The 14,244-nt window shown below is 70.7% G+C and carries 15 protein-coding genes; 13 read left to right on the top strand and 2 right to left on the bottom strand.

The window, feature by feature from the left end:
* Nucleotides 1-11: 11 nt before the first annotated feature.
* The 3 genes from AMK22_RS14680 (at nucleotide 12) to AMK22_RS14665 (ending at nucleotide 2,768) form a co-directional block, all read left to right on the top strand.
* Nucleotides 12-293 carry a hypothetical protein gene (locus AMK22_RS14680; RefSeq protein WP_073785120.1) on the top strand — a complete coding sequence of 94 codons (282 nt, stop codon included), beginning with the start codon at nucleotides 12-14 and terminating at the stop codon, nucleotides 291-293.
* A 61-nt stretch (nucleotides 294-354) separates the two neighbouring features.
* Nucleotides 355-978 (top strand): RraA family protein, encoded by a 624-nt coding sequence (locus tag AMK22_RS14675; protein ID WP_073785119.1) that lies wholly within the window; start codon nucleotides 355-357, stop codon nucleotides 976-978.
* A 260-nt stretch (nucleotides 979-1,238) separates the two neighbouring features.
* A complete protein-coding gene (locus tag AMK22_RS14665) occupies nucleotides 1,239-2,768 on the top strand; it encodes a helix-turn-helix domain-containing protein (protein ID WP_073785117.1) in 1,530 nt (509 codons plus the stop codon).
* A gap of 298 nt (nucleotides 2,769-3,066) precedes the next feature.
* On the opposite strand, the gene AMK22_RS40060 is transcribed toward AMK22_RS14665, so the two are convergent.
* Nucleotides 3,067-3,642 carry a hypothetical protein gene (locus tag AMK22_RS40060; protein ID WP_073785116.1) on the bottom strand — a complete coding sequence of 192 codons (576 nt, stop codon included), beginning with the start codon at nucleotides 3,640-3,642 and terminating at the stop codon, nucleotides 3,067-3,069.
* Between the two features lie 356 nt (nucleotides 3,643-3,998).
* On the bottom strand, nucleotides 3,999-4,853 hold the full coding sequence (locus tag AMK22_RS14655) for a LysR family transcriptional regulator (RefSeq protein ID WP_073785115.1): 855 nt from the start codon (nucleotides 4,851-4,853) through the stop codon (nucleotides 3,999-4,001).
* A 565-nt stretch (nucleotides 4,854-5,418) separates the two neighbouring features.
* Here AMK22_RS14655 and AMK22_RS14650 point away from each other — a divergent pair.
* From AMK22_RS14650 to AMK22_RS14605, 10 genes are read left to right on the top strand one after another with little or no spacing between them, the layout of a single operon-like run.
* Entirely contained in the window at nucleotides 5,419-6,198 is a 780-nt protein-coding gene (locus AMK22_RS14650) for an alpha/beta fold hydrolase (protein ID WP_073785114.1), read from the top strand.
* Nucleotides 6,198-7,760 (top strand): AMP-binding protein, encoded by a 1,563-nt coding sequence (locus AMK22_RS14645; RefSeq protein WP_073785113.1) that lies wholly within the window; start codon nucleotides 6,198-6,200, stop codon nucleotides 7,758-7,760. The genes AMK22_RS14650 and AMK22_RS14645 overlap by 1 nt, the downstream gene beginning before the upstream one ends.
* Nucleotides 7,757-8,017 carry an acyl carrier protein gene (locus AMK22_RS14640; protein WP_073785112.1) on the top strand — a complete coding sequence of 87 codons (261 nt, stop codon included), beginning with the start codon at nucleotides 7,757-7,759 and terminating at the stop codon, nucleotides 8,015-8,017. Before AMK22_RS14645 ends, AMK22_RS14640 begins: the two co-directional genes overlap by 4 nt.
* Nucleotides 8,014-9,174, top strand: a complete 1,161-nt coding sequence (locus tag AMK22_RS14635) for an acyl-CoA dehydrogenase family protein (RefSeq protein ID WP_242433977.1) — start codon at nucleotides 8,014-8,016, stop codon at nucleotides 9,172-9,174. Before AMK22_RS14640 ends, AMK22_RS14635 begins: the two co-directional genes overlap by 4 nt.
* Before the next feature lie 59 nt (nucleotides 9,175-9,233).
* Complete coding sequence (locus AMK22_RS14630; RefSeq protein WP_073785111.1) at nucleotides 9,234-10,424, top strand: acyl-CoA dehydrogenase family protein; 1,191 nt, start codon at nucleotides 9,234-9,236, stop codon at nucleotides 10,422-10,424.
* Nucleotides 10,418-10,936 carry a flavin reductase family protein gene (locus tag AMK22_RS14625; protein WP_073785110.1) on the top strand — a complete coding sequence of 173 codons (519 nt, stop codon included), beginning with the start codon at nucleotides 10,418-10,420 and terminating at the stop codon, nucleotides 10,934-10,936. The genes AMK22_RS14630 and AMK22_RS14625 overlap by 7 nt, the downstream gene beginning before the upstream one ends.
* 51 nt (nucleotides 10,937-10,987) lie before the next feature.
* Entirely contained in the window at nucleotides 10,988-11,404 is a 417-nt protein-coding gene (panD, locus tag AMK22_RS14620) for an aspartate 1-decarboxylase (protein WP_073785109.1), read from the top strand.
* A gap of 31 nt (nucleotides 11,405-11,435) precedes the next feature.
* Nucleotides 11,436-12,170 carry an SDR family NAD(P)-dependent oxidoreductase gene (locus tag AMK22_RS14615; protein WP_073785108.1) on the top strand — a complete coding sequence of 245 codons (735 nt, stop codon included), beginning with the start codon at nucleotides 11,436-11,438 and terminating at the stop codon, nucleotides 12,168-12,170.
* A gap of 58 nt (nucleotides 12,171-12,228) precedes the next feature.
* A complete protein-coding gene (locus AMK22_RS14610; protein WP_073785107.1) occupies nucleotides 12,229-13,041 on the top strand; it encodes a phytanoyl-CoA dioxygenase family protein in 813 nt (270 codons plus the stop codon).
* Nucleotides 13,038-14,144: a zinc-binding dehydrogenase gene (locus AMK22_RS14605; protein WP_073785106.1), complete on the top strand. Its 1,107-nt coding sequence runs from the start codon at nucleotides 13,038-13,040 to the stop codon at nucleotides 14,142-14,144. The genes AMK22_RS14610 and AMK22_RS14605 overlap by 4 nt, the downstream gene beginning before the upstream one ends.
* Nucleotides 14,145-14,244: the final 100 nt, after the last annotated feature.

The raw sequence follows: 14,244 nt of genomic DNA, 5'->3' as shown, positions 1-14,244 counted from the left end.
ATGATCCCGGCATGGCTGTTCCCGCGGTCGTCCCCATCGCCCACGAACCGGACCACCGGACCGACACCATCGGGCACTACGCGGATGGACAGTTCCTGGCCACGACCACCCATGCCCTCCCGGACGCGCGCGGGGAGATCGCGGCCCGCCCCTTCCGCCTGACGATCGACGGTGTGCTCTTCGGCCTCGTCGCGGAACACCACGAGGCCGGCGACCACGAGGACGACCGGGCCGAACTCCTCCCCGACGGACTCGGGTTCGGCGCCCCGTGGGACGGCCTGTACGACACCTGACCCACTGCGACACGGGCCGCGCCGCCGCCCGGTGGCGCGAGCACCCGAGCGAAGGAGAAGCGTGAACGACATCGCCGCGTTCGACGGCATATCCCCGACCATCCTCGCCGAACTCCTGGGCCGCGAACACGTCATGGACATCGGCATCCGCCCGCTGTGGCCGTCGCCCCCGCGCGTGGCCGGACCGGCGTTCACCGTACGGTGCCCTCCGGGCGACAACCTGATGCTGCACGCGTCCATCTACCGCGCGGAACCCGGTTCGGTCATCGTCGTCGAGGCGGGGGACGTGGACTACGCACTCGCGGGAGGAAACGTCTGCGCCATCGCCCGGCGTCGCGGGGTCGCGGCATTCGTGACCGACGGGGTGATCCGCGATCTGGCCGAGGTGCGCGAGATGGGCTTTCCCGTCTTCGCCCGGGGCGTCATGCCCGTCCCGGGGGTGAAGAAGGCCGTCGGACCGCTCAACGTCCCGGTGCGGTGCGGCGGGGTGGAGGTCCACCCCGGCGACATCGTGGTGGCCGACGAAGAGGGCGTCGTGGTCACCCCGGGCGCCCGCCGCGAACAGGTGCTCCTCGAAGCCCGCGAGAAGCTCGCCGAGGAGGCCCGGGAGACCCTCGACACCTGGCAGGAGGCGCACCGCGCCCGGGTCGACGGCATCCTGGCCGAGGGCGGCTTCACGGACTGATCCCGCCCGTCCCCTCCTCCCCGTCCCCGTCCCCGTCCCCGTCCCCGTCCCCGTCCCCGTCCCCGTCCCCGTCCCCGAACGGGCGTACTCCGCGCGCCGGGGCGGCGGACCGGGAGGACCATGGAACGCACGTGCCACCCGTGCCGTGCCGCGCCTCTGACGTGCACGTGAGCGGCCAATGGTCGCGCCTGCGCACCGTCGTCACCCGAACGGCGCACCCCACCGGAAGGCGCATCTCATATCTGAGATAACCTTTCGTCATGTCAGACGATTACCTCGTACGCATCGGCAAGCTCATACGTGACGCCCGTCAGCACCGGGGCTGGACGCAGAGTCAGCTCGCCGAGGCGCTCGCCACCAGCCAGAGCGCCGTCAATCGCATCGAGCGCGGCAACCAGAACATCAGCCTTGAGATGATCGCGCGCATCGGTGAAGCGCTCGACAGCGAGATCGTGTCGCTCGGCTACGCCGGACCCATGCATCTGCGCGTGGTCGGAGGACGTCGGCTCTCGGGCTCCATCGATGTCAGGACGAGCAAGAACGCGTGCGTGGCACTGCTCTGCGCCTCATTCCTCAACAAGGGCCGTACGGTGCTGCGCGGCGTCGCCCGCATCGAGGAGGTCTACCGCCTCCTGGAGGTCCTGAACTCCATCGGCGTACGGACCCGCTGGATCAACGACGGGACCGACCTGGAGATCGTCCCGCCCGCCCGGCTCGACATGGACGCCATCGATGCCGACGCCGCCCGCCGGACCAGGTCCATCATCATGTTCCTCGGCCCATTGCTGCACCGCATGGACTCGTTCAAGCTCCCGTACGCGGGCGGTTGCGACCTCGGTACGCGGACCATCGAGCCGCACATGATCGCGCTGCGCCGGTTCGGACTGGAGATCGCCGCGACGGAGGGCCTGTACCACGCACAGGTCGACCACGCGGTCACCCCCGGCCGCCCCATCGTGCTGACCGAGCGCGGCGACACCGTGACCGAGAACGCACTGCTGGCCGCCGCCCGGCACAACGGCACGACCGTCATACGCAACGCCTCCTCCAACTACATGGTCCAGGACCTCTGCTTCTTCCTGGAGGCGCTGGGCATACGCGTCGACGGCATCGGCACGACGACCCTGACCGTGCACGGCGTCCCGCACATAGACGTGGACGTCGACTACTCCCCCTCCGAGGACCCGGTCGAGGCGATGAGCCTGCTGGCCGCCGCCGTGGTGACGGAATCCGAGCTGACCATCCGCCGGGTACCGATCGAGTTCCTGGAGATCGAGCTCGCGGTGCTGGAGGAGATGGGCGTCGACTGCGACCGTACGACGGAGTACGTCGCCGACAACGGCCGTACCAGACTGGTCGATCTCACGGTCCGCCCCTCCAAGCTGGAGGCGCCCATCGACAAGATCCACCCCATGCCGTTCCCAGGGCTCAACATCGACAACGTGCCCTTCTTCGCGGCGATCGCCGCCTCGGCACACGGCCAGACCCTCATCCACGACTGGGTCTACGACAACCGCGCCATCTACCTCACCGACCTCAACCGCCTCGGCGGCAGGCTCCAACTCCTCGACCCCCACCGGGTCTTGGTCGAGGGCCCGACCCGGTGGCGCGCCGCCGAGATGATGTGCCCGCCCGCGCTGCGCCCCGCCGTGGTCGTGCTGCTCGCCATGATGGCGGCCGAGGGCACGTCCGTGCTGCGCAACGTGTACGTCATCAACCGCGGTTACGAGGAGCTGGCGGAGCGCCTGAACTCCGTGGGGGCACAGATCGAGATCTTCAGGGACATCTGAACAGCCTGCCGCTGCACCCGCTCTGACCTGCGTTGATGCGGGCCTGGAGGGGGTGCGGCTGCACCCGTGGGACTTCTCTGGAACTTTGGGCCTGATTCTGCTCATCCGATCCGCCGTTCGGGGCCGTCGCCGCCCGGCCCGAAGCCACGCGAAGATCGCGTCGACGGGGTCGACGATCCGTTGCAGCTCGCGCAGGTCGCCGGTCGCGGCCGCGCGTCGAGTGGCAGGAACCCGGCGTACGTAGAACCTTCCACCGGACAGCCACAGGCGCCTCGTCCAGCGGCGCTCCCCACCTGCTTCACAGGGCCGTCGGCCCTTCCGGCCGATGCAGTTGGCCGACGTCGCGGACGAGGTCCGGGCCGAGGACGCAGTCGAGACGGGCGAAGGTCTCGGACTTGGCGCCGAACGGCACCTCGGACCGTCCCGCCGCATCGGCCAGCAGATCCAGGACGGCGGCGACGTCGAGGTCGTCGACGAGTGCCGCTTGCGACTCCCGCAGCAGATCCGCGGGGATGGGCCGGGACGGCTCCCGCGCCCAGCCGGCCACACCTGCTGACGCCACTGCCGCAGCGTCCGCCGGACCTCGGCCAGCGCCGCGCCGGTGACCATGACCCGGCGTGACATAGGGACGGTGGAGCAGTAGGCGCACGGCCAGTGGATCGGCGATCTCGGGCACGAGTACGTCCGGCCGGTCCGGGGAGAGGAGGTGACCGAGGTCGGAAACGCCCTCCGCCGGCGGTACCGTTTCGACCCGGCGCCGGACATGGACGACTTTCTTGTCGAAGTCGATGTCCTCCACGCTCAGCCCTGGCTCCCCTTGCCGGACTCCCGGACCCGCACCGATCTCGACGAGGAGCCGGTAGCGTTCCGGCATAGCCGCCCCGTACGGCCGGCACCTGCTCGGGCGGCCACGCCCCGATCCTCCCGGATGCGGCGGCCGGCGGACCGATCGTGCTGGATCGGCACGAGGCCCTGAGCAGGTCACTGCCCGAGGTCGTGGAGGCCTCGCAGCCACGAATGGTCCGGCACGTGTACTGACTGGGTCCGGGGCTCCGCCGCGCCGGTGCCCGACCTGCATGCGGGACCGTCGCTGCATCGTAGAGGTACTGCCGGGCGGGCCGGAGACGGTCACGGAGGCGCGTCGGCACTCGCAGGGAGCGTGGAGCCCGGGCGATCAGGACATGGACCAGCGGCACACGGCGGCGGACAGTGGCGCGCGGCCGGTGCCTGCTACGTCTGGAGCTCGTCCGCCACCCGCCAGGCGTGGTCGGCGAAGCGCGTGGCCTGCGGGTGGGCACCGTGCGAGGGGTGTGCGAGATATGCGGGCACGGTGGGTGCTCCGGTCAGCGGGACGAGGCGGACGAAGGGATGGGTGTAGCGGCGGGCGGCGGAGACCGGTGCGGTACCCACGCCGAGGCCGACAGCCACCTGCTCCAGCCATTCGTCGCAGTTTCGGCATTCGGCGCCGACCGTCGGCCGGCTGCCGGCGGGCCACATCTCGGGGAAGGTCGTGCCGCTGACGGTGTTGATGATCAACGGCAGATCGGCGAGCTCCGCCCAGTCCAGTTCGGTGCGTTCGGCCAGCCGCCAGCTCGCGGGGACGGCCGCGATGCGGGACTCTTCGTAGAGGAGGACGCCGCGCAGCCCCTTCGGGAGGGGCGCGCCGCGCAGCAGGCCCAGATGCACCCGGCCGGTATCGAGTCCGGCCTGGGGGGTGTCACAGCGGGCGAATTCGACTCGGACCCCGGTCACCTCCCCGAACCGCGCGGCGATCCGCGATAAGCCCTCGGGCAGTCCCCAGCTGAACCCGATGCACAGTTTCTCCCCTTCCCGCACATCCTTGAGCGCCGAATCGAGTTGGCGCAGCAGTGGGGCGACAGTCCCCAAGAGCGTCGTTCCCTTGTCGGTGAGCTCGGTTCTGCGGGTGGTGCGTTCGAAGAGCCGTACGCCCAGGGACTCCTCGAGGGTTCTGATGTTGCGGGTCAGGGTCGGCTGGGCCAGATGCAGGCGGCGGCCGGCGGCCGTGAAGCCTCCTTCCTCGGCTACGGCCAGAAAACATCGCAAGTGACGCAGGTCGATATTCATTCTGGGAGCGTATAGGTCGTTCAGCAATGTCATTTCCGCCGCCTCGATAGTTTGTCTAGTCTTCTAGGTATCACCGAGCGGACAGGCGTCCGGGAATCGTCACGCGCCGGCATTGGACGCCACCGGTGTGCAGTCGTACGTTCAACGGGGGTACGCCATGCGGGAGTATTGGTGCGCGCCGTCAAACGGAATGGCGCAAAACCGACCAAAGGAAGAGCGAAATAAAACGCGGCCGGCGGGGCGCTCGGCGGGCACCCGCGCCCCAAGCCAGCCACTTCGCAACCCCGGAGGATACTCCGAGGCCCGTTGCCGCCCGCACCACCCGGCAGCGGCATGAGGCTCGGCACAGGCAGTTCGATGTAACGCGGCACTTCGGCCCTGCATCGCTGTCCTGCCGCCTGCCTTCGCCCTATTGAAAGCTATTTCCTCAACTGTTTCAGCAGCCTTTCCGCTCCCGCCGCCCGGATCTACTCCGCCCGCTGCGACAGATCGACGCGGGGTAAATCCGGCCGGGTTTTCTGGAATGTCCGCTCTGCCGCCGTAAATCACGGAGAAGGATGTTGATGTGCCGGTAATCGATACGCGCAACGGCCCCCTCGAACACGTCGTCATCGACGGTGACACGAACCTGGCCCCCCTGGTCTTCCTGCACGGCGGACTCGGCTGCGTCGCCGCCTGGGGCCGCTTTCCCGCCCGCCTTGCCGCCGCCACCGGACGCCGCGCCCTGGTCTACTCCCGCCACGGCAACGGCGGCAGCGGCCCCGATCCGTTGCCCCGCACCCCCCGCTACATGCACGAGCACGCCCAGGACCTGCTGCCCGAGCTGCTCGACGCGCTCGGCATGCACCGCCCCGTCCTGGTGGGCCACAGCGACGGCGCCTCCATGGCGCTGCTGCACGCCTCGGTGCGGCCCGTCGAAGCCGTCGTCGGGATGGGCCCGCACATGTACTTCGAGCAGGAGAACCGCATCGGCATCGAGGCCGCCAGCGCCTCCTACCAGGCCGGTCCGCTCGCCAAGAAGCTGGCCCTTGTACACGACGACCCCCGGGCCGTCTTCGAGCGGTGGAGCGGGGTCTGGCTCTCTCCCGGTTTCCGCAGCTGGTCCATCGAGGACGACCTCGACGTCACCGCGCCGGTGCTGGTGATCCAGGGAGACGCGGACGAGTACGGCTCCCTCGGCCAGGTCGACGCCGTCGAGCGCGCGGTCCGCGGCCCTTTCCAGCAGCTGGTGCCCGAGGGCTGCGACCACTACCCCCACCTGGTCTGCCCCGACCTCGTCATCGACACCATCCGCGCCTTCCTCACCACACACACCACGAACACCCATTCCGTGGAGGCCGCCTGATGACCACGGAGCACCCCACACGCCTCGACGCCCTCCTGGCCCGCTCCGCGCAGACCCACCCCGACCGCACCGCCCTGGAAGGCGCCGGTGAAAGCTGGACCTACGCCCAACTCGACCGAGCCGTCGACGTGTTGACCTCCGGGCTGACCGCCGCCGGCGTCGCACCGGGCGACCGGGTCGGCGTCTACGCCCCCAAGACCCCGGCCACCGTCATCGCCCTGTACGCGGCGCTGCGGGCCGGTGCGGTGGCGGCGCCCCTCGACACCGCCGACCCTCCGGAACGCACCGCCCGCATGATCCGCAACGCGGGCCTGTCCCTGCTGCTGGCCAGCAACCGCGCCCTGGCCGGGGCCCACCGCGCCGCCACCCGCGTCCGCGACGGCTCTCCGGCCGACGAGGGCGCCCTCGACCATGGCCTGCACTGGCTGCGCGTGCTCGCCCCCGAGGAGCGGCCCGCGCCACTGCCCGCGCCCACCGATCGCGGCGGCTACATCCTCTTCACCTCCGGCAGCACAGGCTGGCCCAAGGGCGTCCTGCTCTCGCACGAGAACGTCGCCCACTACGCCCTGTGGGCCGCCCGCGAGTTCGGCCTCACCCCGGACGACCGGATCGGCTCCCAGGCTGCCCTCACCTTCGACCTGACCACCTTCGACCTGTTCAGCGCCGCTGCCACCGGCGCCTGCACGGTCCTGATGCCGGACCTGCTGCGAACCTTCCCGCGCGATGTCGTCGGCTGGCTGACCGAACAGCGCATCACCCACTTCATCGCCGTACCCTCCCTCTATCACGGCATGCTTCAGCAGGGCGGCATCGCCGACGCCCGCCCGCCCGCCCTTCGTCTCGCGGCCTTCGGCGGGGAGGCGTTCGCCCCGGAACTCCTCGAACGGTACCTGCGGCTCCTTGACGGGGTGCCCCTCTACAACCTGTACGGGCCCACCGAGACCAATGCCTGCACCTACTACCGGGTGCCGGCCGACTGGACCGCCGGCCAGGAACTGACCATCGGCCGCGGCATCGGGGACGTACACATCGAGGTGCTCGACGAGGAAGGCCGGCCCACCGACGGCGAAGGCGAGATCCACATCGCCGGACCCACCGTCTTCCAGGGCTATCTGCACGGCGGCGAACCGAGCGACCCCACCCGCACCGTCACCTTCCGCGACGGAGTGGCCCGCCGCGCCTACGCCAGCGGCGACATCGGCCGGATCACCCCCGACGGCCGGGTCTTCCTGCGCGGCCGGCGCGATTCCCAGATCAAACGACGCGGCCACCGCATCGACCTGCTCGACGTGGAAAGCGCCGTCCTCGACCTGTCACGGGTCGCCGTCGCCGCCGTCGTCGCCAAGGACGGCCCGTACGCCGACCAGATCTGGGCCTACGTACAGACGGACGCCACCGAACGGGACGTGCTGGCCGCGCTGCGCGACGTGCTGCCCAAGCGGATGCTGCCCGACCGGATCGTCCCGGTCGCCACGCTGCCCACCACCACCAGCGGAAAGGTCGACCGCCGTGCCCTGAGCCACGCCACCGACCCCGCACACCTGGAGGAGATCCCCGCATGAACAGTGTCGAAGAACTCTGCACCCTCATCAGCAGCCGCATCACCTGGGGCCCCGGCGAGGACCGGTCCCTGAACGCCGACACCCCGCTGCTTGAGATGGGCCTGGTCGACTCGCTAGCGATCATGGAGATCGTCACGGCGCTCGACAAGGAAGGCGGCATCTCCCTGCCCGACACCGCAATCGTCGCCGCCAATTTCCGTACCCCCAAGGCCCTGTGGGCCGCCATCGGGAACCTCGCCGGCGAGGGCGACGAGTGAGCGCCGTGACCCTCGCGGCGCTGCGCACCGGCACCCCGGAGACCGAGCGGCTCGTCGACACCTACCGGGACCTGGCCGCACCGGTCCTGGAACAGGTCGCTGCCAAGGACTTCACCACGCAGTGGCAGGCCATGGCCGGCCTTGGCGTCCTGCGGCTCGCCGCACCGGACGCCGGGGGGCCCGGCCCCGTCGTCCGCTCGCTCGCCATGATCGAGGGCATCGGTCTGGCCGGCGTCGACCCGGGCCTGTGCTACGCGCTGGCCTCGCAGGTCTTCGGGATGCAGTTCCCACTGCAGGCCGCCCTCGGCGCCGAGGCCCGGCGCGCGGTCGCCGACGTCCAGAACGGGCGGGTGCTGCTGTGCCACGCGCTGACCGAACGCGGCGGCGGCAGCGACCCGTTCTCCATGGAGACCCGCGCCCGGCGCGACGGCGATGGCTTCGTCCTCGACGGCGCCAAGACGTTCATCACCGCCGCCCCTGTCGCCGACCGGGCGATCGTCTTCGCCCGCACCGCCGAGGGACGCTCCCCGTTCGCGCTGTCCGCGTTCCTCGTCCCGCTCGACCTGCCGGGGGTCCGCCGCGGCGAGACCTTCACCAAGACCGCGCTGCCCACCGTGCCGATGGGGGAGCTCCTCTTCGACGCCGCCCGGTTGCCGACGAGCGCGCTGCTCGGCGAGGAGGGCTCCGGCCTTGCGGTGATGGCCTCCACCACCGCCTGGGAACGCTCCGTCATCCTCGGCTACGCCCTCGGCCCGATGCACCACACCCTGGCCCGTACCGTCGCGTGGGCCAGAAAGCGCGACCACTTCGGCCGCCGCATGGGCGCGAGCCACCAAGTCGCCTCCCGGGTCAGCGACATGGCACTGGCGCTGCACCGCTCTCGCGTCCAGCTCTACGCGATGGCCGCCCGGCTCGACGGCGGTACGCCCGCCCGCCAGCTGGCCACCGAGGCCGCCCTCACCAAGATCTCCGTCTCCGAGGACTACGTCCGACTGACCGAGCAGGCCACCGCGCTGTCCGGCGTACGCGCCTTCCTCCCCGACTTCGATCTGGCCGCCGACCTGGCAAGCCCCATGGCGGCCCTCACCTACGCCGGCCCCAACGACCTGCTGCGCGTGGGTATCGCACGTCAACTCGGCCTACCGGTCGAGAACTGACTGTTCGAGCACTGCCTGATCGAGCACCGACCGGCCGAGAACCGACCCGAAGGACATCGATGACGCTGCCGACCCAACTCGACGACCTCCGCAAACTCGCCGCGGAGGCCGGCACCGCGCTCGCCCCGCTCGCCGCCGATGCCGACTCCGGGCGCGCCGACGGACACGAGGCCTACCGCCTCCTGCGCGACTCCGGCCTGCTCGCCCTGCTCGTCCCGCAGGAGGCGGGTGGTGCCGGCCTCGGCTTCGGGGACTACTGGCGGGTGCTGGCCGAACTCGGCGCGCACAACGGCGCTGCCGCCCTCGGCTTCAACATGCATCACGTCGTCATCGGCGCGCTCGCAGACGCCGCCGGCACCCGGCTGCCCCCGGCCGCCGAGACGTTCCGCTCCTGGATGCTGGACGAGGTCGTGAACGGGCACAAGCTGTTCGCCTCCGCCACCTCCGAGGCCGGCCGTGGCGCCAAACTCCGCGGCCTGCAGACCCGTTACCGGCTCTCCGACGACGGCACCCACTACATCCTGAGCGGAAGGAAGTCCTTCGTCTCGCTCGCCGGCGCCGCCGACTACTACGTCGTCGCGGCCGCTTCCGCCGACGGCACCGAGGACACCGGTGAGGTCTCACACTTCGTCGTCGCCGCCGACGACCCCGGCCTCAGCTTCGGCACCGTCCACCACATGTCCGCGATGTACGGCACCAGCACCGCCGCGATGACCCTGGACGAGGTCCCGGTGCCCCGCTCCCGCCTCTACCTCGGCGTCGAGGGCATGTCCCTGTTCAAGGTCGTCCGCGAACCGCACTGGATGGTCGCCGGTTACACCGGCGCCTACCTCGGCATCGCCGAAGCCCTCTTCCGGCACACCGTCGACCATGTCACCGCGGCCCCCGGCCGCGCCGACTCGCCCGTCGTGCACCAGGAGCTCGGCCGGATGTACGCCCGGCTCCGGGCCGCCCGCGCCCTGGTCCACGAGGCCGGTGACCTCGTCACCACCCAGCGCGGCAGCCTGGAGGCCAACACCATGGTCCACGCCGCCAAGTACGTCGTCGGCGAGGTCGGCCCACAGCTCGCCCAGGACGCGCTGCGACTGTGCGGCTCGGCCGCCGTCAGCCGCAGCCACCCCCTGGAGCGACTGATCCGCGAGGCGTCGTTCGCGCACGTGATGCCGGCCAAGCCGCAGGAGTGCCTGGAGTACCTGGGCAAGGCCGCTGTCGGCGTCAATCTGTTCGATGCCCGGGCCTTCGCATGGTGACCCCCGTCCAGGGCGATCTCGCGGTCACCCGCGACGCCTTCCGGGCCCTGATGGGCTCCCACCCCAGCGGCGTCGCCGTCGTCGCCACCGCCGATGCGCGGGGCACTGCGTACGGCTTCACCTGCACCGCCCTGTGCTCGCTCTCCCTCGACCCGCCGCAGCTCCTGGTGTGCGCGGCCGACAACGGCAGCACCTTGCCGGTACTCACCGTCCGCGGCGCCTTCACCGTCAACCTGCTGCACAGCGCCGGGCGCCGCGCCGCCGAGGCGTTCGCCGGCCCCGCCGCCGAACGTTTCAGCACCGTCCCCTGGCGGCCCGGACCCGTCACCGGCCTTCCGGTGCTGCCGCAGGACGCCCACGCCACCGCCGAGTGCCGCGTCACCCGGCTCATCCCCGCGGACGACCACACCATTGTCATCGGCGAGGTGCTGCACACCGAGATGCACACCTCGGCCACCGATGCGACGCCGCTGCTGTACGGCATGCGGCGCTACGCCACCTGGCCGGTCTGACCCGACCCGCGGCCGCGCCGGCACCGACCCACCACACGTGAGGAAATCTCCATGTACCGCACCCTGATGAAGTCGAAGATCCACCGTGCCACCGTCACCCAGGCCGACCTGCACTACGTCGGCTCGCTGACCATCGACTCCGACCTGATGAAGGCCGCCGACCTACTGCCCGGCGAGAAGGTCGACATCGTGGACATCGAGAACGGCTCCCGGCTTTCCACGTACGTCATAGAGGGCCCGGCCGGATCCGGTGTCATCGGCATCAACGGTGCCGCGGCCCGGCTCATCAGCCCCGGCGACCGCGTCATCATCATCGCCTACGCTGCCATGACGGACGCCGAGGTTGCCTCCTTCGTCCCGCACGTCGTCTTCGTGGACAAGCACAACGCGGTCACCGACCTCGGCGGCGACCCGGCCGCCGTGCCCGAGGGATCCGGGCTCAAGCGCGGCGACCTTGTCTCCAACTGACCGTCATTGCACGCCACTTCAGGGAGGCGCCATGGCGACATCCGTGGTCAGTGGCGGCACCCGCGGCATCGGACGGGCACTGAGCCTGCGGCTCGCCTCCCTCGGCCACCGGGTGATCGCCCTCTACCGCGGCAACGACCTCGCCGCACGAGAGACCGAAAGGGCCGGTGAGGGTCGGATCGAGACACTGCGCTGCGACCTCACACGGTCCGACGAGATCCAAGCGGTCTGCGCCCGGATCACCAGCGAGCACGGCGCACCCGCCGTCCTGGTCAACAACGCCGGCGTCAATCTCGACCGGCCGTTCCTGTCGATGACCGCCGAGGAGTGGGACACGGTGCTCGCCACCAACCTCTCCGGCCCCTTCCACCTCAGCCGGGCCCTGGCGCCTGCGATGGTAGAGGCCGGCGGCGGCAGCATCGTCAACATCGCCTCCACCACGGCGATCCGGCCCCGTACGAGCGGCGCCAACTACTGCGCCAGCAAGGCGGGCCTGCTCCAGCTCAACAAGTGCCTGGCACTCGAACTGGCCCCGCACATCAGGGTGAACGCCCTGCTGCCCGGATTCACCGACACCGACGAGGTCGTCGAGCGATATCGCCTCGACGACCCGGAGCGGCTGGCCACCGTCCTGAACGCCATCCCCGGCCGCAGGCTCGGCACGGACGAGGACATGGCAGATGCCCTCGAGTTCCTGGTTACCGCGGGCAGCAGCTACATCACCGGACAGCAACTCGTCGTCGACGGCGGTCACTTCATGGGCTGACACCCCAGCGCCGGTCTACCGCCCCGACGGCCCCCTTCATCCTCAGGAGAAGAAGCGCATGCGACTGACCCAGCAACAGGTCGACCAGTACCACGACCACGGATTCCTGATGCTGGAATCCCTTCTCGACCAGCAGGAGGTGGAGACTCTGCGGGAGGCCCTGGAACGCGACGCCAAGATCCCCGGCCCGCAGGTGGTGACCGAGGGCGGCGGCCCGGAGGTCCGCGCGGTCTACTCATCGCACCAGCGCCAGCCCGAATACGCCGGCCTGATCCGCGATCCACGTGTCCTGCCGCCCGTCCAGCATCTGCTCACCGACGACGTGTACGTGTACCAGTTCAAGATCAACACCAAGCCGGCGTTCGGCGGCGGCAAGTGGGCCTGGCACCAGGACTACCTCGCCTGGCGCCTCGCCGATGGACTTCCCTCTCCCTGTCAGGTCAACATCGGGGTGTTCCTCGACGATGTCACCGAGTTCAACGGCCCAGTCATCTTCCTGCCCGGCTCGCACCGCGGCGGACTCGTCCGCGAGGGCCGCTCGGCCACCGCCAGGTCCGAGCAGCACCTCGACCCCGACGACATCTCGCTGACCCCGCAGCAGCTCGCCGAGCTCGTCGACCGGCACGGCATGACCAGCCCCAAGGGCCCGGCCGGCTCCGTCGTGCTGTTCTCCCCGCAGATCGTGCACGGTTCGGCACCCAACATGTCACCGTTCGCCCGCCGGCTCCTCATCGCCACCTACAACGACACCGCCAACCTGCCGCGGCCCAAGGGCACACCCCGCCCGGACTACGTCGTGTGCCGCGACACCGAGCCGCTGCGGCCGCTGGAAGCGCCGTTCTCCGAGGTGCTGCGGACGGTGATGGCATGACGGCCCGCACCGGACGCGCAGTCGTCCTGGAGGAGTTCAACGCGTCACCGCGGCTCCGGGAGTTCCCGCTGCCCCAGGCCCCCGACGGCGGCGTGATCGTCGCTTGCGGCTACGGCGGCATCTGCGGCACCGACCTGCACCTGCAACAGGGCCACCTGGACATCCCCACCCCGCTCGTCCTCGGCCACGAAGGGCTCGGTGTCGTACGGGAGTTGGGCGCCGGGACTCGCCACGACGCCACTGGGGCACCGCTCGCCGCCGGCGACACGGTGATGTGGGCCTCCTCCATCGCCTGCGGCGTCTGCCCGCCCTGCCGACTGCACCGCGAACCGACCCTCTGCGAGCGGCGCCGCACCTACGGCGTCAACCGCGCCCTGGCCGACGGCCCGGAACTCTCCGGAGCCTGGGCCGACCACATCGTGCTGGAGCCCGGCACCACCGTGATCAAGGTCCCCGACGCCACCGACCCGCTCGCTGCCATGTCGCTGGCCTGCGCGGGACCCACCGTGGCACACGCTCTGTACGAGCGGCGGCCGGTACGGCTGGGCGAGACCGTCGTGGTGCAGGGCAGCGGCCCGGTCGGTCTCGCGGCGGCCGCGTTCGCGCGACTTGCCGGTGCCGCCAAGGTCATCATCGTCGGCGGCCCGGCCGGCCGGCTGGCCCGGGCCGCCTCGGCCGGCATCGGTGACGTTCACCTGGACATCGTCGGCGCCGCCGACCCCGAGGCGGTCCTGCAGCAGGTACGGGCCGCCACCGGCGGGGGCGGCGCCGACCTCGTAATCGAGTGTGCCGGGGTACCGGCCGCCGTCGGGCAGGGCCTCACCCTCGCCCGCCGGGGCGGCAGCTACCTGATCATCGGCCAGTACACGGATGCCGGGGACACCCTGATCAACCCGCACCAGATCGTCCACCGGCAGCTCGACGTCGTCGGCTCCTGGGCCTTCACCGGCGCCCATCTCGTCGAATACGTCCGTCTGCTGCCGGCCCTCACCGCCCACTTCGACCTGGCGAGCCTGGTCACGCCGTTCCCTCTGGAGCGGCACGCCGACGCGCTCACGGCGGTCGCCGACGGATCGGTGATGAAGGCGGTGCTCATGCCCTGACACCTCGCCTTCCGGCACGCACCTCCTGACGCACCAGCGTCCGCGGTGCACCGGTGACGACCCGACGGCAGCCCACCGGCGCGGTCGGGCCGTCACCGCC

Source organism: Streptomyces sp. CB01580, from assembly GCF_001905795.1.
GTDB lineage: Bacteria > Actinomycetota > Actinomycetes > Streptomycetales > Streptomycetaceae > Streptomyces.
Note: the sequence above shows the minus strand (reverse complement) of the source record. Positions and strands in the feature narration are given on the sequence as shown.